The organism is Streptomyces sp. NBC_01445 (assembly GCF_035918235.1).
In the GTDB taxonomy this organism is placed as follows: Bacteria; Actinomycetota; Actinomycetes; order Streptomycetales; family Streptomycetaceae; genus Streptomyces.
The window spans coordinates 1,210,843-1,236,695 of record NZ_CP109485.1; the positions used below are offsets into that span (position 1 = coordinate 1,210,843).

21 protein-coding genes and 1 pseudogene are annotated in these 25,853 nt (G+C 70.9%); 15 read left to right on the forward strand and 7 right to left on the reverse strand.

The genetic code is table 11. The annotated features are described in order from the left end of the window. Positions 1-14: 14 nt before the first annotated feature. The gene (locus OG574_RS05875) at positions 15-1,238 is read right to left on the reverse strand and encodes an RNA-guided endonuclease InsQ/TnpB family protein (protein WP_326772195.1); all 1,224 of its coding nucleotides are present in this window, start codon (positions 1,236-1,238) and stop codon (positions 15-17) included. 434 nt (positions 1,239-1,672) lie between these two features. Here OG574_RS05875 and OG574_RS05880 point away from each other — a divergent pair, with 434 nt between their 5' ends. After that, on the forward strand, positions 1,673-3,205 hold the full coding sequence (locus tag OG574_RS05880) for an MFS transporter (protein WP_398376840.1): 1,533 nt from the start codon (positions 1,673-1,675) through the stop codon (positions 3,203-3,205). 21 nt (positions 3,206-3,226) lie between these two features. On the opposite strand, the gene OG574_RS05885 is transcribed toward OG574_RS05880, so the two are convergent. From OG574_RS05885 to OG574_RS52670, 3 genes are all read right to left on the reverse strand, one after another. Beyond that, complete coding sequence (locus OG574_RS05885; RefSeq protein WP_326772196.1) at positions 3,227-4,372, reverse strand: LLM class flavin-dependent oxidoreductase; 1,146 nt, start codon at positions 4,370-4,372, stop codon at positions 3,227-3,229. 69 nt (positions 4,373-4,441) lie between these two features. Next, positions 4,442-5,002, reverse strand: a complete 561-nt coding sequence (gene ssuE, locus OG574_RS05890) for an NADPH-dependent FMN reductase (protein ID WP_326772197.1) — start codon at positions 5,000-5,002, stop codon at positions 4,442-4,444. Positions 5,003-5,230: 228 nt separating this feature from the next. After that, positions 5,231-5,314 carry a putative leader peptide gene (locus OG574_RS52670; RefSeq protein ID WP_351255852.1) on the reverse strand — a complete coding sequence of 28 codons (84 nt, stop codon included), beginning with the start codon at positions 5,312-5,314 and terminating at the stop codon, positions 5,231-5,233. Positions 5,315-5,511: 197 nt separating this feature from the next. Here OG574_RS52670 and OG574_RS05895 point away from each other — a divergent pair, with 197 nt between their 5' ends. The 5 genes from OG574_RS05895 to OG574_RS05915 all read left to right on the forward strand — a co-directional run bounded on the left by OG574_RS05895 (position 5,512) and on the right by OG574_RS05915 (position 11,223). Then, positions 5,512-7,053: an ATP-dependent DNA ligase gene (locus tag OG574_RS05895; RefSeq protein WP_326772198.1), complete on the forward strand. Its 1,542-nt coding sequence runs from the start codon at positions 5,512-5,514 to the stop codon at positions 7,051-7,053. 122 nt (positions 7,054-7,175) lie between these two features. Continuing rightward, positions 7,176-7,646 (forward strand): cation:proton antiporter regulatory subunit, encoded by a 471-nt coding sequence (locus tag OG574_RS05900; protein ID WP_100593818.1) that lies wholly within the window; start codon positions 7,176-7,178, stop codon positions 7,644-7,646. A 4-nt stretch (positions 7,647-7,650) separates the two neighbouring features. Beyond that, entirely contained in the window at positions 7,651-8,943 is a 1,293-nt protein-coding gene (locus OG574_RS05905; RefSeq protein WP_326772199.1) for a cation:proton antiporter, read from the forward strand. A gap of 329 nt (positions 8,944-9,272) precedes the next feature. After that, a complete protein-coding gene (locus tag OG574_RS05910; RefSeq protein ID WP_100593161.1) occupies positions 9,273-9,737 on the forward strand; it encodes an NUDIX domain-containing protein in 465 nt (154 codons plus the stop codon). A gap of 91 nt (positions 9,738-9,828) precedes the next feature. Then, a complete protein-coding gene (locus OG574_RS05915; protein WP_326772200.1) occupies positions 9,829-11,223 on the forward strand; it encodes an NADP-dependent succinic semialdehyde dehydrogenase in 1,395 nt (464 codons plus the stop codon). On the opposite strand, the gene OG574_RS05920 is transcribed toward OG574_RS05915, so the two are convergent. Both OG574_RS05920 and xylA read right to left on the reverse strand, forming a co-directional pair. Beyond that, on the reverse strand, positions 11,110-11,787 hold the full coding sequence (locus OG574_RS05920; protein ID WP_326772201.1) for a GNAT family N-acetyltransferase: 678 nt from the start codon (positions 11,785-11,787) through the stop codon (positions 11,110-11,112). The genes OG574_RS05915 and OG574_RS05920 overlap by 114 nt on opposite strands. A 119-nt stretch (positions 11,788-11,906) precedes the next feature. After that, positions 11,907-13,073, reverse strand: a complete 1,167-nt coding sequence (gene xylA / locus OG574_RS05925) for a xylose isomerase (RefSeq protein WP_100593158.1) — start codon at positions 13,071-13,073, stop codon at positions 11,907-11,909. A 166-nt stretch (positions 13,074-13,239) separates the two neighbouring features. Between xylA and xylB the strand changes: the two genes are divergently transcribed. From xylB to exaC, 7 genes are all read left to right on the forward strand, one after another. Continuing rightward, on the forward strand, positions 13,240-14,679 hold the full coding sequence (gene xylB / locus OG574_RS05930; RefSeq protein ID WP_326772202.1) for a xylulokinase: 1,440 nt from the start codon (positions 13,240-13,242) through the stop codon (positions 14,677-14,679). Between the two features lie 76 nt (positions 14,680-14,755). Beyond that, positions 14,756-15,961 carry an ROK family transcriptional regulator gene (locus tag OG574_RS05935; RefSeq protein ID WP_326772203.1) on the forward strand — a complete coding sequence of 402 codons (1,206 nt, stop codon included), beginning with the start codon at positions 14,756-14,758 and terminating at the stop codon, positions 15,959-15,961. 216 nt (positions 15,962-16,177) lie between these two features. Next, entirely contained in the window at positions 16,178-17,677 is a 1,500-nt protein-coding gene (locus OG574_RS05940; protein ID WP_442816794.1) for an APC family permease, read from the forward strand. 16 nt (positions 17,678-17,693) lie between these two features. Next, a complete protein-coding gene (locus tag OG574_RS05945; protein WP_326772204.1) occupies positions 17,694-18,725 on the forward strand; it encodes an acetamidase/formamidase family protein in 1,032 nt (343 codons plus the stop codon). Between the two features lie 68 nt (positions 18,726-18,793). Then, complete coding sequence (locus OG574_RS05950; RefSeq protein WP_326772205.1) at positions 18,794-19,390, forward strand: N-acetylmuramoyl-L-alanine amidase; 597 nt, start codon at positions 18,794-18,796, stop codon at positions 19,388-19,390. Between the two features lie 157 nt (positions 19,391-19,547). Then, positions 19,548-20,846: a GAF domain-containing protein gene (locus tag OG574_RS05955; protein WP_326772206.1), complete on the forward strand. Its 1,299-nt coding sequence runs from the start codon at positions 19,548-19,550 to the stop codon at positions 20,844-20,846. 54 nt (positions 20,847-20,900) lie between these two features. Continuing rightward, positions 20,901-22,424: an acetaldehyde dehydrogenase ExaC gene (exaC, locus tag OG574_RS05960; RefSeq protein WP_326772207.1), complete on the forward strand. Its 1,524-nt coding sequence runs from the start codon at positions 20,901-20,903 to the stop codon at positions 22,422-22,424. Between the two features lie 161 nt (positions 22,425-22,585). Here the strand turns inward: exaC and OG574_RS05965 are convergent. Continuing rightward, positions 22,586-23,212 (reverse strand): annotated as a pseudogene (locus tag OG574_RS05965) (IS5 family transposase); the annotation flags it as partial. Between the two features lie 247 nt (positions 23,213-23,459). On the opposite strand from OG574_RS05965, the gene OG574_RS05970 reads away from it, so the two are divergent. Further along, a complete protein-coding gene (locus OG574_RS05970) occupies positions 23,460-24,419 on the forward strand; it encodes a tellurite resistance/C4-dicarboxylate transporter family protein (RefSeq protein ID WP_326772208.1) in 960 nt (319 codons plus the stop codon). A gap of 507 nt (positions 24,420-24,926) precedes the next feature. Then, entirely contained in the window at positions 24,927-25,484 is a 558-nt protein-coding gene (locus OG574_RS05975) for a potassium channel family protein (RefSeq protein WP_326772209.1), read from the forward strand. Positions 25,485-25,853: the final 369 nt, after the last annotated feature.

A 25,853-nucleotide genomic window follows, 5' to 3' on the forward strand; every position in this document is an offset into this window, starting at 1 on the left:
GGGTTGCTGTGCCGCTACGCGGCACGGCTTCCTGCTGGGATTCCGTGGCTTCCTGTTTCTTCGCGCTGTGCCAGAACAGGTTCTGGTCTTACCTTCGCTCCGCAGGCCGATGCCGCCAGTCCGGCGGCCTGTTTCACATTCTTGGCGGCGTTGACATCCCGGTCATGCCGGGTGCCGCAGGCGGGGCAGGTCCACTCCCTGACGCGCAGGGGTTTGGGCCCGTCGTGGTGACCACAGGCCGAGCACACCTGACTGGTGGGCTCGAACCGACCGATCTTGATAAAGGTCCGCCCGTACCGAGCCGCCTTGTAGGCGAGCATGGTCACGAACTGTGACCAGCCCGCGTCATGGACGGACTTGGCCAGTTTGGTGCGCGCGAGGCCCTTGACCGACAGGTCTTCCACGGCGATCGCTTGATTCTCGCGGATCAACCGGGTGGAGAGCTGATGGTGGAACTCCTTGCGCGCATCGGCGACCTGCGCATGCGCGCGGGCAACCTTGAGCCGGGCCTTGGCCCGGTTCTTCGAGCCCTTCTGCTTGCGGGACAGCTCCCGCCCGGCCTTCTTGAGCTTCTTCTCCGCCCGGCGCAGAAACCCCGGGGAGTCGATCTTCGTGCCGTCGGACAGCACCGCGAAGTGGGTCAGCCCCAGGTCGATACCGATGGCCTGCTCAGTGGCGGGCATCCGGCCGGCGTCGGCGGCCGGGTCGGTGTCGATGACAAAGCTCGCGAAATACCGCCCCGCACTGTCTTTGATCACGGTGACCGAGGACGGCATCACGGGCAGGGTGCGGGACCACTTCACCCGCACCGCGCCGATCTTCGGCAGGTTCAGCCGGCCGCCCGGGGTGATCGACCAGCGGGCGTTGGCCGTGAACCGGATCGACTGCCTCGGATCCTTCCGCGACTTGAACCGCGGCGCACCCACCCTCGCGCCCTTGCGCTCACCCTTGAGGGAGGCGAAGAACGCCTTATAGGCCGCCTCCACATCCCGCAAAGACTGCTGGAGCACCACCGAGGACACCTCGCCCAGCCAAGACCGCTCCACGGTCCGCTTGGCACGGGTGATCAAGGTCTGGGACAGCTCGGCGGCCTTCGGATACGGCAGACCCGCCGCGTGCGCGTCCTGGCGGGCGCGCACCGCGTCGTTGAACACGACCCGCGCGCACCCGAACGCCCGGCCCAATGCGAGGCGTTGACCCGGTTCCGGGTACAACCTGAAGGCGTACCGAAGCTGCATGAACATCACCCTAGGTACGCCCTCTCGGACACCGCCCCAGAAGATCGGAACTGATCACGATCAGTCCTCCTGTTTGACGCTCGCGCGCAAGTTCGATCTATTGCGCCCGCCAATGATCATTGGACGCGTGGGCGGAGGCCGGGCGGGCGGCGGAGTCACCACGCCTCCCTGCTCCGCAGGGAGGCACGCCGCGACGCTCCGCGTCGCTATCGCAAGATTCACTTCACCACCGGGCTGAAGCCCGATGCACTGCGAATGAATCCCGGTAGCGGTTACGCGGTACTCCGCTCGCCAGCCTCCATCATGCCCCGCTCCCAGCAGTCGGCGCGGGGCATGACGGAGGCTCCGTGGCCGACCAGGTCGGGCGCGATGACGGCGCGGGGGAACGGCTCGCTCGCGGCGCGGTCTCGCGCCGCTCCCCCGCGTCCACGACAATGGCTGCGATGACGCCCGAACCCGTCGAGTCCACCCCCGGAATCCGGCTCTCCTCCGCCAGGGGTCGCTGGATCCTCGCCTGTGTCGTCCTGGCCTCCGGGATGGCGATGCTCGACGGCACGGTGGTGAATGTCGCCCTGCCGACCATCGGCCGCGACCTCGACGCCTCCCTGTCGAGCCTCCAGTGGGTCGTGAACGCCTACATGCTGACGCTGTCCGCCCTGCTCCTGTGGGGCGGAGCGCTCGGCGACCGGATCGGGCGGCGGCGCACTCTCGCGCTCGGCGTGGCCTGGTTCGCGGTCGCGTCGGCGCTGTGCGGGCTCGCCCCCGACCAGGGTGTGCTCATCGCGGCCCGTGCGCTGCAAGGAGTGGGCGGTGCGCTCCTCACCCCCGGGTCGCTGGCCCTCGTACGGTCCTCGTTCCACCCCGACGACCAGTCGCGCGCCGTGGGCGCCTGGTCGGGGCTCACGGGTGTGGCCGGGGCGCTCGGACCGTTCCTCGGCGGGTACCTGATCGACGGACCCGGGTGGCGGTGGATCTTCCTGATCAATGTGCCGCTGGCCGTGATCGTGCTGCTGATCGCGGTGCGGCACGTGCCGGAGAGCCGTGAGGCCGGGGTCGCCGGGACCCGCTTCGACATGGCGGGCGCCTCGCTCGCCGCCCTGTGCCTGGTGGGCATCAGTTACGCGCTGATCGGGTCGTCCGGCGGCGCGTCCCTCGTGTCGACGGCGCTGCCCGCCGTACTCGGTGTCGCGGCCGGCATCGCCTTCGTCGTCGTGGAGCACCATCGCGCTGAGCCGATGCTGCCGCCCTCGCTGTTCCGCTCCCGGCTGTTCAGCGCGGCCAACGCGATGACGCTGTGCCTGTACGCGGCGATCGGCGGCATCCTGTTCCTGCTGCCCGTACAGCTCCAGATCGCGCTCGGCTACAGCGCGCTGCAGGCGGGTACGGCGACGCTGCCGATCACCGTCCTGATGCTGCTCCTCTCCCCCCGCGCGGGCGATCTCGCGCGCCGTGTCGGGCCGACGCCGCCCCTGGTCGCCGGGCCGCTGATCGCGGCGGTGGGCCTGCTTCTGATGCTGCGGATCGAGCCAGGTGCGTCGTACGTGGCCGATGTGCTGCCCGCGGTGGCGGTGCTCGGCCTGGGCATGAGCGTGTTCGTCGCGCCTCTGACTGCCACGGTCCTGGCGTCGGTCGAGCCGGGCCGCGCCGGGCTCGCCAGCGGCGTCAACAACACGGCTGCCCGGATCGCGCAGCTCCTCGTGGTGGCGGCGCTGCCGCTGGCGGTCGGCCTGTCCGGGGACGCGTACACGCAGCCGGACTCCGTCAACACGTCGTTCCACCGGGCGGCCATGGGGTGCGCCCTGCTGTTCGCGCTGGGGTCGGCGACGGCCGTCTTGTTCATCCGTCCGGCGGCGGTCCGGCCGCGGCTGGAGAAGGCTCCGAAGCCGCAGTGCCGCTCGCATCTGGGCGTGGCGGCACCGGCGTTGGAGCCCGGGCCGCACAAGCGGAACCAGCGGAAGGTGCTGTAGCGGCGGGGCGGGCGGACCGGCTCAGCTCCCGAACGGGACCTGGGGCGCCGTCAGCGCTGCCGAACCCCGGTGCGGGTGTGCCCAGAGCCCGCGGGCTTGCAGCCGTGGCAGGACGCCCTCCCCGAACCAGTACGCCTCCTCCAGGTGCGGGTATCCGGAGAGCACGAACTCGTCGATGCCGAGACGGTGGTACTCCTCGACGCGGTCGGCGACCTCGTCATGGCTGCCGACCAGCGCGGTACCGGCGCCGCCGCGTACGAGGCCGATGCCGGCCCATAGGTTCGGGTGGATCTCCAGGCTGTTGGAGCTTCCGCCGTGCAGGGCGAGCATGCGCCGCTGGCCCTCGGACTCGCTGCGCGCCAGCCCTTCCTGGACGGACCTGACGGTGGCCGGGTCGAAGCCCTGGAGGAGCCGGTCGGCCTCCGCCCAGGCCTGTTCGGCGGTGTCGCGCGTGATGACGTGCAGCCGGATCCCGAAGCGGACGGTGCGGCCCTCCTTCTCGGCGAGGCCGCGGATCCAGGCGATCTTCTCGGCGACCTGGGCGGGCGGCTCGCCCCAGGTGAGGTAGACATCGCTGTGCCGCGCCGCGATCTCCCCCGCGACGGGCGAGGAGCCACCGAAGTACACCTCGGGAACGGGGTCGGGCAGCCGGGCGAGCCGTGCGTCCTGCACCTGGAGGTGTTCGCCCGCGAGATCGACGGTGTCGCCGGCCCACAGCCCCCGGACGATCTCCAGGAATTCACCGGTGCGCGCGTACCGGGATTCCTTGTCGAGGAAGTCGCCGTAGGCGCGCTGCTCGCGGCTCTCGCCGCCCGTCACGACGTTCAGCAGAAGTCTGCCGCCGGTCTGGCGCTGGTACGTGGACGCCATCTGCGCGGCGAGCGTGGGCGAGACGAAGCCGGGCCGGAACGCGACGAGGAACTTCAGGCGCTCGGTCTGCTGGCTGAGCATGGCGGTGGTCAGCCAGGCGTCCTCGCACCAGGCGCCGGTGGGGGTCAGCGCGCCGACGAAGCCGAGGTCCTCGGCGGCGCGGGCTATCTGCGTGAGGTAGCCGATGGACGGGGGCCGGTCACCGCCCGCCGCGGTCACGGGTGTGCCGTGACCACCGCCGACGACGTGGCGGCTGTCGCCGTTGGTCGGCAGGAACCAGTGGAAGGTGAGGGACACGGGCGGGCTCCGATCGCAAGGGACTACAACGGGCTGTCAACAGGCCCCGACTGGGCTGGAGTTGACGGGTCAGCTCGCCGCGGCGAGCAGGGGCCTCGCGGTGCGCGTGAGCGCGCCGGAGAACTGGTCGACGACGCGGCTGAGCGCCTCGGCCGGCCCCGGCGCGACACCGACCGTGCCGTCCGGGGCGACGGTGATGTCCTTGTCGAGGGTGAACCACCCCTGGACGATGTGGTCGGCGCCCATGGAGTTGAGGACGGGCCGCAGCGCGTAGTCGAGGGCGAGGACATGGGCGGTGGTGCCGCCGGTGGCGAGCGGCAGCACGGTCTTGCCGTCGAGTCCGTACTGCGGCAGCAGGTCGAGGAGCGCCTTGAGGAGCCCGGAGTACGCGGCCTTGTAGACGGGCGTCGCGACGACGACCCCGTCGGCGCGGGCGAGGAGCTCGGTCACCTCGACGATGGCCGGGTGGGCGAAGTCCGCGCCGAGGAGCGCCTCGGCGGGCAGGGTGCGGACGTCGAGCGCTATGACGTCGTGGCCCTGCGCTTCGAGCCGTGCGTCGAGGTGGCGCAGAAGCCGCGCCGTGCGGGATGTGGCGGAGGGACTTCCGGAAATGGAGAGGACGGTGGCCATGACGGGACCCTTCGGACTGGAATTCGGCACGTGGAATGCGGGCAATGCGAAAGGCGTGAACGCGGGAATCGCAGGAGTGCCGAAATTCAGGAATTCGCGCATGCCGAATACGCGGTGCGGTTCAGTGAGGTGCGGTGGGAAGCCGTGCGGAAATCGATCGGCACGGTGGAGGTCCGACGATGGCGGCCGCCGTGGAGGCGGCCTGGTCGCCGGGGCGCGTGTGGCTCGTCAGAGGGCGCGGCAACAGAAGGAGCTGGAGACGCGCGCGAGGTCGACATGGCGTCGCCGCGTGAGGTCCAGTCTCGTGTTCATGCCACCGATCCAACCAGGGGCGCGTCGCGCCAGTCAAGAAATCTCCGTGCCGGTCTCGCATCGCGGAACGGACTTCCGATGGAGGGAGAATGGACTCGAAGGGCGAGTCCCTTTCGGGAATCCCTTGGTGAGTGCGGCTTATCGGCGGGAGCCCGTACCCTCGTGCGCCGCACCGCGACCCGGTGCACGATGGCTGCATGCTGTTCTCCCGGCTCGCACAGGTGTCCCAGGAGGTCGCGGCCACCAGGGCGCGGTCACGGAAGATCGCGCTGCTCGCCGAGCTCTTCCGGGCGGCGGAGCCGGACGACGTGCCGATCGTGATCCCTTACCTGGCGGGACGCCTCCCGCAGGGGCGTCTCGGCATCGGGTGGCGGGTGCTGCGTGACCCGGTGGCACCGGCCGCGCAGCCCCGGCTGACGGTCCAGGACGTCGACGCCGCGCTGGCCGCCCTGGGCGATGTGGCAGGCGCCGGGTCGCAGGCCGAACGGACCCGTCTCGTCGGGGAGTTGATGGGCGCCGCGACCGAGGACGAGCAGCGGTTCCTGTTCGGTCTGCTCACCGGCGAGGTGCGGCAGGGGGCGCTCGACGCGGTGGCTCTGGAGGGGCTGGCGCAGGCGACCGGCGCGCCGCCGGAGGAGGTGCGGCGCGCGGTGATGCTGACCGGGTCGCTCCAGGTGGTGGCGCAGGCCCTACTGGCCGAGGGCCCGGACGCGCTGGGCGAGTTCCAACTCACCGTCGGCCGCCCGGTGTTCCCGATGCTGGCGCACAGCGCGCCCTCGGTCGGGGAGGCCGTGGACAAGCTCGGGGCGTGCGCGGTGGAGGAGAAGCTGGACGGCATCCGCGTACAGGTCCACCGCGACGGCGACGTCGTACGCGTCTACACGCGCACGCTCGACGACATCACCGACCGGTTGCCCGAGGTGACGGCCGTGGCCGCCGGGCTCGACGGGGACCGCTTCATCCTCGACGGGGAGGTCATCGCGCTCGACGGGGACGGCCGGCCGCGCCCGTTCCAGGAGATCGCGAGCCGTGTGGGTTCGCGGGTGGACGTGGTGACGGCCGCCGGGTCCGTACCCGTGGTGCCGGTGTTCTTCGACGTCTTGTACGCGGGCGGGGACGAGCTGCTCGATCTGCCGTTCGCCGAGCGCCACGCGCGCCTGGCGCGGCTGGTGCCGAAGGTGATGCGGGTGCGCCACGTCGTCGTTCCGGACGGGGAGGACGCGGCGGCCCGTGCGGCGGCCGACGCGTTCTTCGCCGACACCCTGCGCCGCGGTCATGAGGGCGTCGTCGCGAAGGGGCTCGACGCCCCGTACAGCGCGGGGCGGCGCGGCGCGTCCTGGCTGAAGGTGAAGCCCGTCCACACGCTGGACCTGGTGGTGCTCGCGGCGGAGTGGGGGCACGGCCGGCGGACGGGCAAGCTGTCGAATCTGCACCTCGGTGCGCGCAGGCCGGACGGCTCCTTCGCGATGCTGGGCAAGACGTTCAAGGGGCTCACGGACGCGCTGCTCGCCTGGCAGACGGAGCGGCTGCGGGAGATGGCCACGAGCGACGACGGACATGTCGTCACGGTGCGGCCCGAGTTGGTCGTGGAGATCGCCTACGACGGTCTGCAGAAGTCCACCCGCTACCCGGCCGGCGTCACGCTGCGCTTCGCGCGCGTGGTGCGGTACCGCGAGGACAAGACGGCCGAGGACGCGGACACGGTCGAGACGGTGCTCGCCGCGTACCCAGCCCCGTGACAAGACCGTTTCTTTGCCAAATATTGGGGCCGATAGGGTGACACATGGCGCCCGGTACCTGCAGGCGCCATGTATCACCCAGGACAAGCACGGACAAGGGGAGAGCTGTGCCCGCTTCACGTCTGAGCCGCACGCCACTGCCGGGGATCGGCTTCCGGTACGACCTGACCACCCGCGACCAACGCCAGGTGTCGGTGGTCGCGCACCGGGACGGCGGGCGCACCCTGAGCGCCTACCGGACCGACGACCCGGACGCCTGCGACCTGTCGCTGAAGCTGACGTCCGGTGAGGCGGCCGCGCTGATCGACGCGCTGATGCCGTCCCACCACAGCCCGAACCTGCTGCACACCACCGATCTGGGCCTCGTCGCCGAGCGCATCGAGATCGGCGCGACCTCGCACTGGAACGGGCGCCTGCTCGGCGAGACCCAGCTGCGCACAGAGACCGGCGCCTCGATCGTGGCCGTGCTGCGGCGCGCCGAGGCGATCCCGTCGCCCACCCCCGACTTCCGGCTCGCCGGCGGGGACACCGTGATCGTCATCGGCACCCGCGAGGGCGTGGAAGCGGCGGCGACGATACTCGGAAGGGAGTGATCGGATGCACTCCGCGGTGTTCCTCATCGAGTTCGGGGCGATCATCCTCGCGCTCGGCCTGCTGGGCAGATTCGCCGGGCGGTTCCGGTTCTCACCCATCCCCCTCTACCTCCTCGCGGGCCTCGCGTTCGGCGAGGGCGGGCTGCTCCCGCTCGGCGCGAGCGAGGAGTTCGTGGCGATCGGCGCCGAGATCGGCGTCATCCTGCTGCTGCTGATGCTGGGCCTGGAGTACACGGCCAGCGATCTCGTCAGCAACCTCAAGACGCAGTACCCGGCGGGCCTCGTCGACTGCGCGTTCAACGCGCTGCCGGGCGCCGCGGCCGCGCTGCTGATGGGGTGGGGCCCGGTGGCGGCCGTCGTCCTCGCCGGTGTCACGTGGATCTCGTCATCGGGTGTGATCGCCAAGGTGCTCGGCGACCTCGGCCGGGTCGGCAACCGGGAGACCCCCGTGATCCTCAGCATCCTGGTCCTCGAGGACCTGGCGATGGCGGTCTATCTGCCGATCATCACGGCGCTGCTCGCCGGTGTCGGCTGGGCGGCGGGCGGTGTCACCCTGGCCATCGCGCTCGGGGCCGCCGGCCTCGTCCTGTTCCTCGCGGTGCGGTACGGCCGTCTCATCTCCCGGTTCGTCTCCAGCGACGACCCGGAGAAGCTGCTCCTGGTGGTGCTCGGCCTGACGATCCTGGTCGCGGGGATCGCGCAGCAGCTCCAGGTGTCGGCGGCGGTCGGCGCGTTCCTCGTCGGCATCGCCCTGTCCGGTGAGGTCGCCGAGGGCGCCCACTCGCTGCTGCTACCGCTGCGCGACCTGTTCGCCGCCGTGTTCTTCGTCTTCTTCGGCCTGCACACCGACCCCGCGAGCATCCCGCCCGTCCTGCTTCCGGCGCTCGCTCTCGCCGTCGTCACGGCCTGCACGAAGATCGCGACCGGCTACTGGGCGGCGCGGCGGGCGAAGATCTCCGTCAAGGGCCGCTGGCGTGCCGGCGGCGCTCTCGTGGCGCGTGGCGAGTTCTCCATCGTCATCGCGGGCCTGGCGGTCACGGCCGGGATCGAGCCCAGGCTCGGTCCGCTGGCGACCGCGTACGTCCTGATCCTCGTCATCGTCGGACCGCTGACGGCGCGCTTCACCGAGCCCGTCGCCGTGCGCGTGTCGCGGTGGCGGCAGCGTGGCGACGCACCGGCCGCGGTGGTCACCGCGGGCGCTGGCATCGTGCCCGCGCCGCGGGACGCGCAGGATCCGGTCGGCCCCGAGGCGGAGGCGCACGGCACGTCCGGGCGGGCCTCGAACTCCTCGTCCTGATCCGGTCACCCGACCGGGCGTAGACCGTCCAGGTCGCCGCCCGGTACGGGTGCCCGGACCACGGACACGATCCGTGCCGGCCGGGTGCGGAGCGAAGGCGGGGACCAATCTGCCCAAAACCGTTCGGGGCACACGACTGAGCATGGGCTCTGGCAACAGGACTCACTCCCGCTCAGTCCTCAGGACGAACCGCCCACCTGCCGGCCGGTGTCGACCATCGCGGACGCCACGCCCGCGTCGTGCACGGCGAGACGGTCTTCTGGAGGCACCGCGGATCGCCCGCCCCATTCCAGGCGCCGTTTCACATGGAGCGCGCCGACACTGGTGCCATGGCGTACAAGAAGCAGAGCGCGGGCCTGCTGCTGTTCCGGCGCACGGCCGCCGGTACCGAGGTGCTGCTCGGACACATGGGCGGCCCGTTCTGGGAGCGGCGCGACGCCGGGGCGTGGACCGTGCCGAAGGGCGAGTACGAGGACGACGAGGAACCGTGGGCGGCGGCGCGCAGGGAGTTCCAGGAGGAACTGGGCCTTGCCCCGCCGGACGGCACGCCGGTGCCGCTCGGTGACACCGTGCAGTCCGGCGGCAAGCACGTCACCGTGTGGGCCGTGGAGGGCGACCTCGACCTGGACGGCTTCGTGCCCGGCACGTTCACGATGGAGTGGCCGAAGGGCTCGGGGCGCATGGCCGAGTTCCCCGAGCTGGACCGCGCTGCCTGGCTCGGGCTCGACGCGGCGCGTCCCCTCGTGGTGCAGGCGCAGACCGTCTTCCTCGACCGGCTCGCCGAGCACGTCTGACTGCCGCGCCACTGGGTACACGGTCCGTCCGCGTTGCGCGGCGCGACGTGGCGCGGCAAGGTCGAAGCACCGCGCAGAGGAGGTCACCCCCATGCCCATCGCGACGGTCAACCCCGCGAACGGCGAGACGCTCAAGACGTACGACGCCCTGACCGACGAGGAGATCGAGCACCGGCTCCTTCTCGCCGCCGGCACGTTCCGCACGTACCGCACCACCACGTTCTTCGAACGGGCCCGGCTGCTCCAGGCCGCCGCGGACCTCCTCGACGCGGACCGTGACGACATCGCGCGCGTCATGACCACCGAGATGGGCAAGCCCGTCGTGGCGGCCCGCGCGGAGGCCGCGAAGTGCGCGAAGGCGATGCGCTGGTACGCGGAGCACGCGCAGGAACTCCTCGCCGACGAGCACCCCTCGGCCAAGGACGTGGAGGACTCCGGCGCGGTCAGCGCCCATGTCCGCTACCGGCCGCTGGGCGTCGTCCTCGCCGTCATGCCGTGGAACTTCCCGCTGTGGCAGGTCGTACGGTTCGCCGCGCCCGCCCTGATGGCAGGAAACGTGGGACTGCTCAAGCACGCGTCGAACGTGCCGCAGACCGCGCTGTACCTCCAGGACCTGTTCCGCAGGGCCGGGTTCCCCGACGGGTGCTTCCAGACGCTGCTCATCGGCTCGCGCGCGGTCGAGGGCGTACTCCGCGATGAGCGGGTCGTGGCGGCGACGCTGACCGGGAGCGAGCCGGCGGGACGTTCCGTCGCCTCGATCGCGGGCGACGAGGTCAAGAAGACCGTCCTTGAGCTGGGCGGCAGCGACCCGTTCGTCGTGCTGCCGTCGGCCGACGTGGCGAAGGCCGCGAAGGTCGCTGTGACGGCGCGGGCGCAGAACAACGGGCAGTCGTGCATCGCGGCGAAGCGGTTCATCGTGCACACGGACGTGTACGACGAGTTCGCCGAGCTGTTCGTCTCCGGGATGCGGGCCCTGCGGGTGGGCGACCCGATGGACGAGAACACCGACGTCGGCCCGCTCGCCAGCGAGCAGGGCCGCGCCGACCTGGAAGAACTCGTGGACGACGCCGTGGAGTGCGGCGCGACGGTGCTGTGCGGCGGCCGGCGCCCCGAGGCGTACGCCAAGAGCGGCTGGTACTACGAGCCGACGGTCATCACCGACATCACGCAGGACATGCGCATCCACCGCGAGGAGACCTTCGGCCCGGTCGCCACGCTGTACCGCGTCGGCGACCTGGACGAGGCCGTCGCCCTCGCCAACGACTCACCGTTCGGGCTGAGTTCCAACGTGTGGACACATGACGCGGCGGAGATCGACCGCTTCGCCCGCGACATCGAGGCGGGCGGCGTCTACGTCAACGGAATGACAGCCTCACACCCAGCCTTCCCGTTCGGCGGCGTCAAGCGCTCCGGCTACGGCAGGGAGCTCTCGGACCACGGAATCCGCGAGTTCTGCAACATCACCACGGTGTGGGTCGGGGCCTGAACCGTCCGCGCCATGCCCTTGAGGTCGGGGATCAGGGCGGGCCTCTGGCATGGCCTGTGGGGCACGCACCATGAACACGTCGATCGGGTCCTCCGATTCGAGGGTGAAGCCGTGGCGCTCGTAGAGGCGGCGGGCCGCGCTGCCCTGGACGACGTCCAGGCGTACGGTCTCGCCCGCCGCGTCGGCCCGGTCGAGCAGTGCGCGCAGGACGGCCGTGCCGAGACCCCTGCCCTGCTGTTCCGGGGCGAGGTAGAAGTGCTCGATCCACTGGCCCCCGGACTGCGCCGGGCGCATCGTGACGCTGCCCACGAACGCACCGTCGGCCAGGACGACGGAGGTGTACCGCTCGGAGAACGTGTCACGCAGCCGCTGCCGGACTCGGTGCTCGTCGTAGCGGCCGAGGCGCACCAGGTCCGGTCGCATGACGACGGCGCGCAGCTCGGCGATCGGCTCCACGTCGGCGGGCCCGGCAGCCCTCAGCTCCCACCGGACGCCGGGCGGCCGGCCTGCCTCGGAACCCTCCTGACCAGGCGGTTCCGCGTACTCCGTCGTGCGTGTGTTCATCGCCGAAGTATCCCAGAGGCCACGTACGTCCCGGTGCGCCGCCCGGGGGCAACGGCTGAGGTTCGGCCCCCGCACGGAAGTTGGCGGGGGCCGAACCGGGCACTACGCGCGCGTGGCCGTCAGCCCCGGGCCGCCAGCAGGTGGTCCATCGCCAGCTGGTCGAGGCGCTCGAAGGCCATGCCGCGGGCGGCGGCCGCCTCCACGTCGAAGCCCTCGAAGGCGCTCGCGTCGGCGAGCAGCCCCGACAGGCCGTCGGCGGCGGTGGGCTGCACCAGCTCGTCGAGCCGCGAGGCGCGCAGCGCCTCCTGAACCTCCGGGTCGGCCCGGAACGCGGCCGCACGCTCGCGCAGGATCAGGTAGTTGCGCATGCAGCCCTCGGCCGACGCCCACACGCCGTCGTAGTCCTCGGTGCGCGGCGGCTTGAAGTCGAAGTGCCGCGGCCCCTCGTACCCGGCGGTCTCCAGCAGGTCGACCAGCCAGAACGCCGAGCGCAGGTCGCCCGCGCCGAAGCGGAGGTCCTGGTCGTACTTGATGCCCGTCTGGCCGTTGAGGTCGATGTGGAAGAGCTTGCCCGCCCACAGTGCCTGGGCGATGCCGTGCGGGAAGTTGAGCCCCGCCATCTGCTCGTGGCCCACCTCCGGGTTCACGCCGTACATCTCGGGCCGCTCCAGGCGCTCGATGAAGGCGAGGGCGTGGCCGACAGTGGGCAGGAGGATGTCGCCGCGCGGCTCGTTCGGCTTCGGCTCGATCGCGAACTTCAGGTCGTAGCCCTGCTGGACGACGTACTCGCCGAGCAGGTCGAACGCCTCCTTCATCCGGTCGAGCGCGGCCCGTACGTCCTTGGCCGCGCCGGATTCGGCGCCCTCGCGGCCGCCCCAGGCGACGTACGTCTTCGCGCCGAGTTCGACAGCGAGATCGATGTTGCGGATGGTCTTGCGCAGGGCGTACCGGCGCACGTCTCGGTCGTTCGCGGTGAACGCGCCGTCCTTGAAGACGGGGTGCGTGAAGAGGTTCGTGGTGGCCATCGGGACGATCAGGCCGGTGGAGTCGAGGGCCTGCCGGAAGCGCTTGACGTGCGACTCGCGCTCGGTGTCCGAGGCCCCGAAGGGGATCAGGTCGTCGTCGTGGAACGTCACTCCGTAGGCGCCGAGGTCGGCCAGGCGCCGCACGGACTCGGCCGGGTCGAGGGCGGCGCGGGTGGCGTCGCCGAACGGGTCGCGCCCCTGCCAGCCGACCGTCCACAGGCCGAAGCTGAACTTGTCGTCGGGGGTGGGTCGGTACGTCATGTTGCGGCTCCTCGCCAGTCACGCCTATTTCGTCATGGCACTTTACAAATTAGTATGCGGACACGCCGCTGGGAAGAGGCATATCGGGAGAGCATCGGGTGAACGCTCTGTCGCACATGTACCTCGGACAGCCACGGAATCGTCTTGTCGGGAACGGGAGAGCCGGATGTCATCAGCCGATGGACCACTCGTCGTCGGGGTGGACAGCTCCACGCAGTCCACGAAGGCCCTGGTCGTCGACGCCGCCACGGGCGCGGTCGTGGCGAGCGGCCAGGCACCCCACACGGTCAGCTCGGGGCAGGGCCGCGAGAGCGACCCCGAGCAGTGGTGGACCGCACTGTGCGAGGCGCTGCGCCAGTGCGGTGACGCGGCGCACCGGGCCTCGGCAGTGTCGGTCGGCGGTCAGCAGCACGGCCTCGTCACGCTCGACGCCGCCGGCCGGCCGGTACGTCCCGCGCTGCTCTGGAACGATGTGCGCTCGGCGCCCCAGGCCCGCCGCCTCATCGACGAGATGGGCGGCCCCAAGGCGTGGGCCGAGCGGGTGGGCAGTGTGCCCGGGGCCTCGTTCACCGTCACCAAGTGGGCATGGCTGGCCGAGCACGAGCCGGACGCGGTACGCGCCACGGCCGCCGTGCGGCTGCCGCACGACTACCTCACTCAGCGGCTGACCGGCGACGGCACGACGGACCGGGGCGACGCCTCGGGCACGGGCTGGTGGGCCTCGGCCACGGAGTCGTACGACGACGACATCCTCGCTCGCGTGGGGCTCGATCCGGCGCTCCTCCCCCGGGTCGTGCGCCCCGGAGAGGTGGCCGGTACGGTCCACGGATCGGGTGAACTGCCTTTCTCCAGGGGGACGTTGGTGGCCGCGGGCACGGGCGACAACGCGGCCGCCGCCCTCGGCCTCGGGCTCCGGCCCGGCACCCCGGTCCTCAGCCTCGGCACGTCCGGCACGGTGTACGCGGTGTCGCGGCACCGCCCCGCGGACCCGACCGGCACTGTCGCCGGCTTCGCCGACGCGCGCGGCGACTGGCTGCCACTCGCGTGCACCCTCAACTGCACGCTGGCCGTCGACCGGGTCGCCGCGCTGCTCGGCCTGGACCGCGAGGCCGTGGAACCCGGCGGCGGCATCACGCTGCTGCCGTACCTGGACGGCGAGCGCACCCCCGATCTGCCGAACGCCTCAGGGCTGTTGCACGGACTGCGGCACGACACCACGGGAGGCCAGCTCCTGCAGGCCGCCTACGACGGCGCAGTCCACGCGCTCTTGGGCGCGCTGGACCTCGTCCTCGACGCTGACGCCGACCTGTCGGTGCCGCTGCTGCTCATCGGGGGCGGCGCCCGGGGAGCGGCCTGGCAACAGACCGTACGACGGCTCTCGGGCCGTGCGGTGCAGGTGCCCGAGGCCCGCGAGCTGGTCGCGCTCGGCGCCGCGGCGCAGGCCGCCGGGCTGTTGACCGGGGAGGATCCGGCGGCGGTGGCACGGCGCTGGGGAACGGCGCAGGGGCCTGTTCTGGATCCTGTGGAGCAGGACGCGGCGGCGCTGGCGCGGATCTCCGGGGTACTCTCCGACGCGGCCCCGCTCCTGGACAGGGGTCCGCGCTGACCACCCCGCCGACCGAGGATCCAGGAAGGCCGACGGCCGCGTGCGCCGGCCCGACCCCATGGGAGCGTCCGGAGGCATGACCGCACCACTGCACGAGCCCCGGCCCGGCACACCCGACACCCAGCAGGGCATGCGCCGGCGCAACCTCTCGCGGGTCATACACTCCGTCGCCACGGACGGACCGTTGTCGCGGGCCACGGTCGCCCAGCACATCGGGCTGACCAGGGCCGCGGTTTCGACGCTCGTCGACGAACTGATCCGGTCGGGTCTGATCGAGGAGCTCGGCCCACAGCGGCCCGGCAGGGTCGGGCGTCCCGGCTCGGCGCTCGTCGTCAGCCGCAGCGGTCCCGCCGGGATCGGGGCCGAGGTCGGTGTCGACCATCTCGCGGTGTGCGCGGTCGATCTGAGCGGCGAGGTACGCGCGCGTGCCGTGCGCCGCGTCGCCAACCGCGGGCGCGCGCCCGGCCCCGTCCTCAAGGAACTGTCCGTGCTGATCCGGGAGGTGACGGCCCGTGCCGAACGGGAGGGGCTGCGCCCGGCGGGCCTCGCGGTCGCGGTGCCGGGCCTGGTCGCGCGCGGCACGCATACGGTGGTCCGGGCGCCCAACCTGGACTGGCACGACACGGACGTCTCCACGCTGCTGCCGACACCGACCGAGCCACGGTCCGTTCTGCCGCTGAGCGTCGACAACGAGGCGAATTTCGGGGCCCTCGCCGAGCTCTGGCTCGGCGAGGAGACCCCCGCCGACTTCCTGCACGTCTCGGCCGAGATCGGCATCGGCGCGGCGCTCGTCGTCGACGGCAAGCTGCTGCGCGGAACCCGTGGATTCGCGGGCGAGTTGGGGCACGTTCCGGTCCGCCCGGAGGGCCCGGCGTGCCCGTGCGGAGGGCGCGGATGCCTGGAGCAGTACGCGGGCGAGGAGGCCGTGCTGCGCGCGGCGGGCCTCGGTCCCGGCGAGGACCGGGTGGGTCTGCTCGCCGAGCGCGCCGCGGCAGGGGACACGGATGCGCGGCGGGCGCTGCGCGGGGCCGGGGCCGCCATGGGCATCGCGCTGACCGGGGCGGTGAACCTCCTCGACCCTCGGGCGGTCGTGCTCGGCGGGGCGCTGTCGCGGCTCGCGCCGTGGCTACTGCCCGCGCTGGAGCGGGAGTTGACGCGCCGGACGGCTACGCCGGCCGACGGGGTGACGGTGTCGCGCCTGGGGTCCGACGGCCCTCTGCTCGGTGCGGCGCACTCGGTGGTGCGGGCGGTGCTCGACGATCCGGTGGCGGCGAGCGTGTAGGACGCCGGTGGCCGTCCGGACCCCTGCGCCGTGGCGCGCGAAGTGCCAGAGGTTCGGACCTCTGACGTGCGGTTGTTCACAATCGGCGAGTTATCCACAGGCGCGCCGCGCCCCCTTCCGCCCCAACCGCCAAGGCCCTTAACGTAATTCACGCGGAACGCCACCGCCTCGGCGTGGTGGCGCGGTCACGTGGATCGGGGGATTCAGGTGTCGGGGGTGGACGTTCAGAACGGAACGGGACTGCGGCGCGGGGCGATCGGGCTGCGCGAGGTCCTGTTCCAGAGCATCACGGCGATGGCGCCGGCGGCCGCGGTCGCCGCGTCGATCCCGGCGGGTACGGCGTTCGCGGGCGGCAGCCTGCCCCTGTCCGTGCTGATCGCGCTGGTGGCCTGTCTGTTCACGGCGTCGTGCGTGGCGGAGCTGGCACGCGAACTGCCCGCGGCCGGCTCCGTGTCGACGTACGCCGCGCGCGGCCTCCATCCGAGCGTGGGTTTCCTCGTCGGCTGGGGTTATGTGTTCGTCGAGGCCCTTGTGCCGCCTCTGCTTCTGCTGCAGCTGGGCTTCACCACGGCCGGGACGCTGCACAACGAGTGGTCGTCGTACCCGGCTGACCTGTGGTGGCCGTGGTCGCTCGCCGGAGCCGTGATCATCGCCGTGGCAGGCTACTTCGGAGTGCGCGCGTCGGCCCGCTTCGGGACGGTGCTCGGCACCTTCGAGGTCGTCGTCTTCCTGGCCTTCGCGATCCTGCTGATCTCGAAGGCGGGCAGCGACAACACCCTTTCGGTGTTCGGCACTTCGCACTCGGCACAGGGGTACGAGGGCTGGAGCGGCGTCTTCGCCGGTTCGGTGTACACGGTGCTGGCGTTCGCCGGGTTCGAAGCGGCGGCGCCCCTCGCCGAGGAGACCCGCGACCCACGGCGCACCATGCACCGGGCCGTCCTCGGGGCGGCCCTGGCGATCGGGCTCTTCTACGTACTGACGACGTACGCGATGTCGGTGTACTTCGGACCCGGCAGGTTCGCGACGTTCGGAGCGGAGGGCGCCGCGTCGTGGGAGGGCGTGGCCCGCGCCTCGTTCGGCCTCTTCTGGGTCCTGGTGTTCCTGGCGGTGGTGAACTCGACGATCGCGAACGCCAACGCGTGCGCCAACGTCACGACACGCACGGCGTTCGCCCTCGGCCGGATCGGCGTCTTCCCGAGCGGCTTCGCGCGCCTGCACCCGGTGCGCCGCTCCCCCGTCACCGGCGTCGCCGTCCAGTTCGTCGTCGCGGTCGCGGCGATGCTCGGGCTCGGTTTCGCCTACGACCCGGTGACGGCGTTCCTGCTCCTGGCGACGGTGATCGTCACGGTCATCATCGGTGTGTACATCGTGGCGAACCTCGCCTGTGCCGGGTACTTCCTGCGCCGCGGTCGCTCCGCTCTGCGCCCGGTGCGCCATCTCGTCCTCCCGCTCCTCGGCATCGTCGCCTTCGTGCCCGCGCTGCTGACGGCCGCGGGCCTGCCGGTCTTCGACTTCGTGTCGGAGCTGACGGCGCCGGTTTCCTACGCGGGCCCGGTCGTCGCCGCGTGGATGCTCGCGGGGATCGTGGTGCTCGCAGTGCTCCTGCGGCGCCATCCGGAACGCATAGCGGAGACCGGACGCGTCCATCTCGACGACGACGCACCCGACGGAGCACCGGACACAGGATCGGACCCTGACGCACCCACCTCACAGTGAGCGGAGCAGCACAGCGATGAACGACCCCAGGATCCTGACCGTGCGGCCCGAACCGGGCGAGTACGCCTACACGTTCGGCGGCGCGCCGCCCGTCGCCCGGATCGCACCGGGCACGGTCCTGGACCTGTACACGGAGGACTGCTTCGACGGGCGGGTGCGGTCCGAGAAGGACCTGGTGTCGCAGGTGTGCGAGTTCCCGTTCCTCAATCCGCAGACCGGGCCCTTCCACATCGAGGGCGCCGAACCCGGCGACACGGTCGCGGTGCACTTCGTCTCCGTCGAGCCGGCCCGCGACTGGGCGGCGTCGACGACAGTCCCGCTCTTCGGCGCACTCACGTCCACCCACACCACGGCCACGCTCCAGCCGCCGCTGCCCGAGGTCGTATGGATGTGGCACCTCGACGGGGAGCGACGCACGGCCCGGTTCACTGCGCACGACAGCGACTTCCAGGTCGAGCTGCCGATGGACCCGATGCACGGAACGGTCGGCGCGGCACCGGCGAACCTCGAGGTCCGCTCGGCCCTCGTCCCGGACGCGCACGGCGGCAACATGGACTCGCCGGAAATGCGGGCGGGCGTCACCTGCTACCTCGGGGTGAACGTCGAGGGCGCGCTGCTCAGCCTCGGCGACGGGCACGCGCGGCAGGGCGAGGGCGAGACGTGCGGCGTCGCCGTCGAGTGCGCCATGCGGACCGTCGTGATCGTCGAGCTCCTCAAGGGCGTCGCCACGCCGTGGCCGCGCATCGAGTCGGACACGCACATCATCTCGACCGGATCGGCGCGGCCCCTCGAGGACGCGTTCCGGATATCCCAACTCGACCTGGTGCGCTGGCTGGAGCGCGACTACGGCTTCAGTGAGCTGGACGCCTACCAGTTCGCCTCGCAGACCGTCGAGTCGCCGCTCGCCAACGTCTGCGACACGAACTACACGTGCGTGGCGAAACTCCGTAAGGAGTGGCTGCCGGCACGGGAGACGCATCGCGGGCTGCACGCGCACTTGAGGGACGTCGCCGCGACGCTCCCCCGCCCGGACCACCGCACCTTCTGACGACGCACCGTTCGCTGTTCGCAGACAAAGCCCTGCCCCACCGTCCCCACCAGAGAGGCAGACCAGTCATGGACCGAAGGCCACTTCCGAGCCGGCGCCGGTTACTCCAGGCCGGCGCGCTCGCCGCCGTGCCCGCAGCGCTGCTCCCCGCCGCCCACGCCTGGGCCGGGGCACAGGCCGTCGACTATCCGGGCGCCGAGTCCGTCCCTGCCAGCACCTCCAACTACACGGCGTCCAGCCGCCCCACCAGCTATCCCCTGAACTACGTGATCATCCACGTAACCCAGGAGACGTACGCCGACGCCCTGGCCATCTTCCAGAACCCGGCCAAGAAGGTCTCCGCGCACTACGTGGTCCGCTCGTCCGACGGCCACATCGCCCAGTGCGTCCGCGAGCGCAACATCGCCTGGCACGCCGGAAATTGGGACTACAACACCCGAAGCATCGGCATCGAGCACGAGGGCTGGGTCGACCAGCCGGAGTACTTCACCGACGCGCTCTACCAGTCGTCGGCCAATCTGACCGCCGCGATCTGCGCCAAGTACGGCATACCCATGGACCGCCAGCACATCCTCGGGCACTACGAGGTCCCCGGCACGGACCACACCGACCCGGGCCCGTACTGGGACTGGTCCCGCTACATCAGGATGGTCAACTTCGCCTGAGCAGTGGCCAGGAGCGCAGCGGGGTCGGCCTGCCCGGCGCGCACGCACTGTGACGCATCCGTGCGGATCAGTGTCGGGACGCTTGTCCGTATGCGTCCCCGGCGCGACGATGTCCCCACAGCGATGCACCGCCGCATCGCCCGCCGGGGAGGCCGACTTGACCGATCCATGGGTGGCCCTGGAGCCGGGCACCGATCCGTCCGAGCGGGTACGGGTCCTGCGCCGCGCGCACGAGGCGTTCACCGCCGCGGGGACCGTGTCCCGCCCGGTGCGCTCCGTGGTGGCCGATTCCTGGCGGCGCTCCGCCGGAGCGCACGTCAGCCCGGACGCCTCGGCGTCGGTGGAGCTGAGCGACGGCGACCTCGGGGCGTACCGCGCCGAGCATCCGCTGGCCCGGGTCATGCCGCTGTTCCGTGAACTCATGGGCACGTTCGCCCAGGACGGCGAGCATCTGCTCGCCGTGTGTGACGCGCACGGCAGGCTCCTGTGGGTCGAGGGCGACCGGACGACGCGGCAGCGGGCGGGGAAGATGAACTTCGTGCCGGGCGCGCGCTGGTCGGAGACGGCGATGGGGACGAACGCGCCGGGCACGGCCGTGGCGGTCGACCGGCCCGTCCAGGTGTTCGCCGCCGAGCACTTCATCCGGCGCGTCCAGCCGTGGACCTGCGCGGCGGCCCCCGTGCACGATCCGCGTTCGGGGCGGCTGCTCGGCGCCGTCGACATCACGGGCGGGGACGGGCTTGCCCATCCGCACAGCCTGGCGTTCGTGCAGGCGGTGGCCCGTGCGGCGGAGTCCCAGCTGGCGCTGCTCGCGCCGCCGCCTTCGGACGCGGACAGCCTCCGGCTCACCGCGCTCGGCCGGGACGAGGCGCTTCTCATCACGAGCGGCGGACGCAAGATCCGCCTCAGCCGCCGGCACAGCGAGATCCTCGTCCTGCTGGCCCGCCACCCGGAGGGCCTGACCGGCGACGAGTTGCTGTGCGCCCTGTACGAGGACGAGTCGGTCACACCTGTGACGCTGCGGGCCGAACTGGCGCGCCTGCGCCGGGTACTCGGCCCCGACATCCTCGGCTCGCGCCCCTACCGCCTGGCGGCGCCCGTCGAGTCCGACTTCGGGACGGTCGAGCGGCGCCTGGGGACGGGCGCGGTGACGGCGGCCGCCGCCGCGTTCGGCGGACCGCTGCTGCCCGGCTCGCAGGCCCCTGCCGTCGTTCGTGTACGGCGCAGGCTCACCGACGAGATACGTGCCGCGCTCATCGCGCGGGGCGACCCCGACCTGCTCGCGGACTGGGCGCACGCACCGTGGGGCGAGGAGGACCTCGACGTGTGGCGGGCGCTGGCCACGGTGCGCCCCACGCCGCCCGTGCTTGCCCGGCTCAGGGAACTCGACGCGGAGCAGGCCGCGCCCGGCCCCCCGACGTCGTACGCAACCTATCTGCAACGTCCGCGCGCCTAGCCTCCGTGCGAAAGCTGCCCAACGGCGGGCGGCTCGCACGGGAGGCCAGCCAAGATGACCCTTTACGCAGCGCCCGGTACCAACGGCTCAGTCGTCTCCTACCAGGCCCGCTACGACCACTTCATCGGCGGCGAGTACGTGCCGCCGGCCCTCGGCCAGTACTTCGAGAACCCGAGCCCGGTCAACGGGAAGCCGTTCACGGAGATCGCCAGGGGCACCGAGGCGGACGTCGAGCGCGCCCTCGACGCGGCGCACGCCGCCGCGCCCGCCTGGGGCCGTACGTCGCCCACCGCGCGCGCCGACATCCTCCTCAAGATCGCCGACCGGATGGAGGCGAACCTCGAGAAGCTGGCGGTCGCCGAGACCTGGGAGAACGGCAAGCCGGTCCGCGAGACGCTCGCCGCCGACATCCCGCTCGCGATCGACCACTTCCGCTACTTCGCCGGCGCCCTGCGCGCCCAGGAGGGCTCGCTCAGCGAGATCGACGACGACACGATCGCGTACCACTTCCACGAGCCGCTCGGCGTGGTGGCGCAGATCATTCCGTGGAACTTCCCGATCCTGATGGCCACTTGGAAGCTGGCCCCGGCCCTCGCGGCGGGCAACGCGGTGGTCCTCAAGCCCGCAGAGCAGACCCCCGCGTCCATCCACTACTGGCTGAGCCTGGTTGCCGACCTGCTGCCGCCGGGCGTCGTGAACGTCGTCAACGGCTTCGGCGTGGAGGCGGGTAAGCCGCTCGCGTCCAGCGCGCGCGTGGCGAAGGTCGCGTTCACCGGTGAGACGACGACGGGCCGGCTGATCATGCAGTACGCGTCGGAGAACATCAAGCCGGTCACCCTCGAACTCGGCGGCAAGTCGCCGAACATCTTCTTCGACGACGTGTGGGCGAAGGACGACGACTTCCGCGACAAGGCCCTCGAGGGCTTTACGATGTTCGCCCTCAACCAGGGCGAGGTCTGCACGTGTCCCTCGCGGGCGCTGATCCAGCAGGGCCACTACAGCGAGTTCCTCGACGCGGCGATCGCGCGCACGGAGGCCATCAGGCCGGGCAACCCGCTCGACATCGACACCATGATCGGCGCCCAGGCGTCCAACGACCAGCTCCAGAAGATCCTCTCCTACCTGGACATCGGCCAGCAGGAGGGCGCGAAGGTCCTGACAGGCGGTCAGCGCATCGAATACGACGGCGAGTTGGCAGGCGGCTACTACGTCCAGCCCACCATCTTCGAGGGCAACAACCGCATGCGGATCTTCCAGGAGGAGATCTTCGGCCCGGTCGTCTCAGTCGCCTCGTTCGCCGACTACGACGACGCCATCAAAATCGCCAACGACACGCTGTACGGCCTCGGCGCGGGCGTGTGGACCCGCGACATCAACACGGCGTACCGCGCGGGCCGTTCGATCCAGGCGGGCCGAGTCTGGACGAACTGCTACCACGCGTACCCGGCCCACGCCGCCTTCGGCGGCTACAAGCAGTCGGGGATCGGGCGCGAGAACCACAAGATGATGCTGGAGCACTACCAGCAGACGAAGAACCTGCTGGTGTCGTACTCGGCACAGAAGCTCGGCTTCTTCTAGGGGCACAAAAGAAGGCGCCTGACCTGGTCTTTTACCCGTCAGGCGCCTTTCGCTCGACCCGCTCAGGCCGAAGCCCTTTTTGGGTTGTAACTACCAGTTGATCCCGCGGCTATCCCGCTCCTGACCAGTTGTTCCGGACCAGTCGCGGACCAAGACCCGAGTCGGCGCTCACGCGCCGCCCGGCTGACTGACGCGGTCCCACTCCTCCATCGACTGCTCGATGGACGTCCGCCGGCTGGCCGAGGCACTTTGATCGGCTCCAGTACGGGAATGAGTTGAGGGGCATCACCCCACTGCCCAGGTGTGATGACGAAGGCAAGGGGACGACAGCCGCCCTCACTCACCAAGTGGATCTTGCAAGTCAGACCGCCGCGCGATCGGCCCAAAGCCTCGTCGAGACGATGGCGCGGTGGGCTGCCATGTCTGCCGGGCAACTTCGGTGGGCGGGACCGGGCTCCCGCTGCATGGTGGTGAGCCCGGCACGAGGTGGAATCCACGCTCACCATGCTCCAGTCGATCCGGCCCTCAGCGTCCGCATCGGCCTGGATTGCCTGCAGGACTCGCTCCCACGTGCCGTCTGCCGACCACCTGCGATGGCGGTCATGCACCGTTTTCCAACTCCCGAACCGTGCTGGCAGATCCCGCCACGGCAGACCCGTCCGCTGACGGAACAGGATCCCGTTGATCACTCGGCGGTGGCACTGCCATCGCCCGCCTCGGCCTGAGTTCTTCGGCAGGTGAGGTTCCAGCCGAACCCATTCCTCATCAGTCAGATCACCCCGCCCCACTCCGAACCGAACGACCGGGTGACAGATGAGTTACCTGACCCATCGGACACGCCCTAGCCGATGAGGCTCGACTGGAGAACAGCAACCCCGTCGCACGTTGTGTCTGGAGCGTTCGCGGATCAGCATGCGAGCCCGGCGCCGACTCGTGCACCAGCACGTCCGAGAGACCTGATCGGCTTCTGGCCTCAGCCACGAAGGACACCGTGTTGCGGTTGCGGCTCGTCCCACCGCCGCAGACTGTGGGGGGATGGGTGATCGTGTCCCGGCCGGGGGCGGGCTAGTCGGCTGGTGGGTGGAGCTGCCCCCGGGAGCAGGAACAGCGGTGATGGCGACCGGGATTGTCTCCATCGGGTTGCACCTGGTCGGGCAGGAGGCGCTCTCGTGGATCCTGTTCGTCCTCGCCGCCCTCGTATGGCTCGCCCTCGCCGTCGACTTCGCGCGGCAGCTACTGCGCGAACGGGAACAGTGGGAGGTCAAGGCAGACAAGCCGCCCGCGCTGACAGCAGTGGCCGCGACGACCATCCTCGGGACCTGGTTCGCACTACAGGGATGGTCGGGTGTCGCCGTCGCTGCGCTGGTCGTCGCGGTGCTGATCTGGCCGGTGTTGCTGACGGCGGTGGTGCGGCACTGGCGGCGGCGCTTGCCGGGCACGGTGTTCCTGGTGTGTGTCGCGACGCAGGGCCTGGCCGTGCTGGGTGGAACGCTGGCCCTCTCGCTGCCGTCCGGGTGGCTCGCCTGGCCGGCGCTGGGCTGCTTCCTGCTCGGGCTGGCGTTCTACCCGATCGCCTTTCTCCGCTTCGACCTCGGCCAGGTACGGTCCGGCGCGGGCGACCAGTGGGTGGCGGGCGGGACGCTGGCGATCTCCGCGCTCGCCGGGTCGAAGTTGTTGGCCGTGCCCGCCTGGCGCGGCACCGCTGCACAAGATGCGCTGTGTGCGCTCACTCTGGTCACGCTCGCGCTGTCCGTGTGCTGGTACGCCGTCCTCGTCTTCGCCGAGGCACGCTGGCCGCGTCCGCACTACGACGTGAGGCGCTGGGCGACGGTCTTCCCGATGGGCATGACGGCCGTCGCCACCCTGCCCGACGCCGACGCCGCGGCCGTGGGCTGGCTGCGGACGCCGGGGCAGGTATTGCTCTGGATCGCCGTCACCGCCTGGGTGATCACGCTGGTCGGGCTGGTCAGGCACTTGGCCACGTATTCGCGGTGACCTGTGCAGGGACGGCGGCAGGAGGCCTTTCTCGGCACCTCTGGCGCGGCGGTACACACCAAGCCGCTACACCGACCGCGGAAGTACGTTTGGGCACCCACTTGGCGAGCGACGGGATCAGTGCGTGTCCGGCACAGGCCATCGATAGACGACGCGGCAGACATCCTCCGGGCGCAGCTGCGTGCAGCAACTTCATCGAGCAGACCCATGGTTAGACCCGCCGTCGGGCCAAGGTCATCGACCGCTTCCCCAGCGAGACCACCTGCATCAGCCTGGTCTGGGCCGACCTCGACCGGGCCTCGCGTGGTTTCACCATGCCCCGCCGGCCTCCGCTGCCTCCATGACTTCCGCCGATCCCTGGCCAAACCCCCGGACCTCGATCAGGCGAACCGCCGCCGAGCTCAACGACACACTCACAGACGCCGCGTAATATCCACTGAACGGCACCTGCCTCGTCGAGCTTTACACCGCTCCGAGAATGCGACCGTGTGAACCGGAGGCCGCTAGATGTTTATCCCGAAACCGCTCCGCTCCCTGCCCCCGGCACAACGGCGACGGCTGGCCTTGTTGGCATTCGCGCGCAGCCTGGCCACCTCGCTGGGCCTGGTCGCGTTGTACTACCTCGCCCCGCTGCAGCAACTCGAGGAGTTGTCGGTCCCGGTCCCGGCGTCATTGTCAGTCGCGCTGCTGATCCTTGCCGGAGTCGTGACCTGGCAAGTCTTTTCGATCACCCGCGCCGACTACCCCGCCCTCCGGGCGGCCGAGGCGCTCTCGGTCACCACACCACTATTCCTGCTGCTGTTCGCCGCAGCATATTTCATCCTCGCCCAAGATAATCCGGCGAACTTCAGTTCCCACACCCTCACCCGCACCGACACCCTCTACTTCACGGTGTCGACCTTCACCACGGTCGGCTTCGGCGACATCACCGCCACCAGCGAAGCCGCCCACCTGATCGTCACCGTCCAGATGCTGCTCGATCTCCTCGTCCTAGGTCTTGGCTTTCGACTTTTCCTCGGAGCGGTCCGGACCGGCGAGAGCCGGCTATCCGACGCATCCCCGTGAGACCGGGCGCCCCGCAATCGGCCAGCAGACGGCACCCCGGCGCGATCTACCAGAACGGGCACTCAAGGGTCGACGATTGCTGCCTTCACGGTAAGTCGGCAATCGGCCCATCGGCGATTTGTCGAAATTTTCCCGTGATTGCGACCATGAATTCATTGAATCATCAGATATCGAAAGCCTCGCCCGGTCTTGATCTCGGGTGTAGCCTGGGTCGCCCCGGGGGCGAGGACTGCGGCGGTCGTCCCCAATCCTGATTTTCGGATCGCGGCAACCTTGCTGGCGGGTGGGGGCCGCGAACGACTCAGCATAAAGGCGGCCGCGTAGATAACTGCTGCGACAATATCGACTGATATGGCGGAGGCCGCGGGT

Coding starts and splice junctions, on each gene's coding strand:
- OG574_RS05875 (WP_326772195.1), bottom strand. CDS start 1,238: ATGCAGCTTCGGTACGCCTTCAGGTTGTACCCGGAACCGGGTCAACGC.
- OG574_RS05880 (WP_398376840.1), top strand. CDS start 1,673: ATGGCTGCGATGACGCCCGAACCCGTCGAGTCCACCCCCGGAATCCGG.
- ssuE (WP_326772197.1), bottom strand. CDS start 5,002: ATGGCCACCGTCCTCTCCATTTCCGGAAGTCCCTCCGCCACATCCCGC.
- OG574_RS52670 (WP_351255852.1), bottom strand. CDS start 5,314: ATGAACACGAGACTGGACCTCACGCGGCGACGCCATGTCGACCTCGCG.
- OG574_RS05895 (WP_326772198.1), top strand. CDS start 5,512: ATGCTGTTCTCCCGGCTCGCACAGGTGTCCCAGGAGGTCGCGGCCACC.
- OG574_RS05905 (WP_326772199.1), top strand. CDS start 7,651: ATGCACTCCGCGGTGTTCCTCATCGAGTTCGGGGCGATCATCCTCGCG.
- OG574_RS05910 (WP_100593161.1), top strand. CDS start 9,273: ATGGCGTACAAGAAGCAGAGCGCGGGCCTGCTGCTGTTCCGGCGCACG.
- OG574_RS05915 (WP_326772200.1), top strand. CDS start 9,829: ATGCCCATCGCGACGGTCAACCCCGCGAACGGCGAGACGCTCAAGACG.
- OG574_RS05920 (WP_326772201.1), bottom strand. CDS start 11,787: ATGAACACACGCACGACGGAGTACGCGGAACCGCCTGGTCAGGAGGGT.
- xylA (WP_100593158.1), bottom strand. CDS start 13,073: ATGACGTACCGACCCACCCCCGACGACAAGTTCAGCTTCGGCCTGTGG.
- xylB (WP_326772202.1), top strand. CDS start 13,240: ATGTCATCAGCCGATGGACCACTCGTCGTCGGGGTGGACAGCTCCACG.
- OG574_RS05935 (WP_326772203.1), top strand. CDS start 14,756: ATGACCGCACCACTGCACGAGCCCCGGCCCGGCACACCCGACACCCAG.
- OG574_RS05945 (WP_326772204.1), top strand. CDS start 17,694: ATGAACGACCCCAGGATCCTGACCGTGCGGCCCGAACCGGGCGAGTAC.
- OG574_RS05950 (WP_326772205.1), top strand. CDS start 18,794: ATGGACCGAAGGCCACTTCCGAGCCGGCGCCGGTTACTCCAGGCCGGC.
- exaC (WP_326772207.1), top strand. CDS start 20,901: ATGACCCTTTACGCAGCGCCCGGTACCAACGGCTCAGTCGTCTCCTAC.
- OG574_RS05970 (WP_326772208.1), top strand. CDS start 23,460: ATGGGTGATCGTGTCCCGGCCGGGGGCGGGCTAGTCGGCTGGTGGGTG.
- OG574_RS05975 (WP_326772209.1), top strand. CDS start 24,927: ATGTTTATCCCGAAACCGCTCCGCTCCCTGCCCCCGGCACAACGGCGA.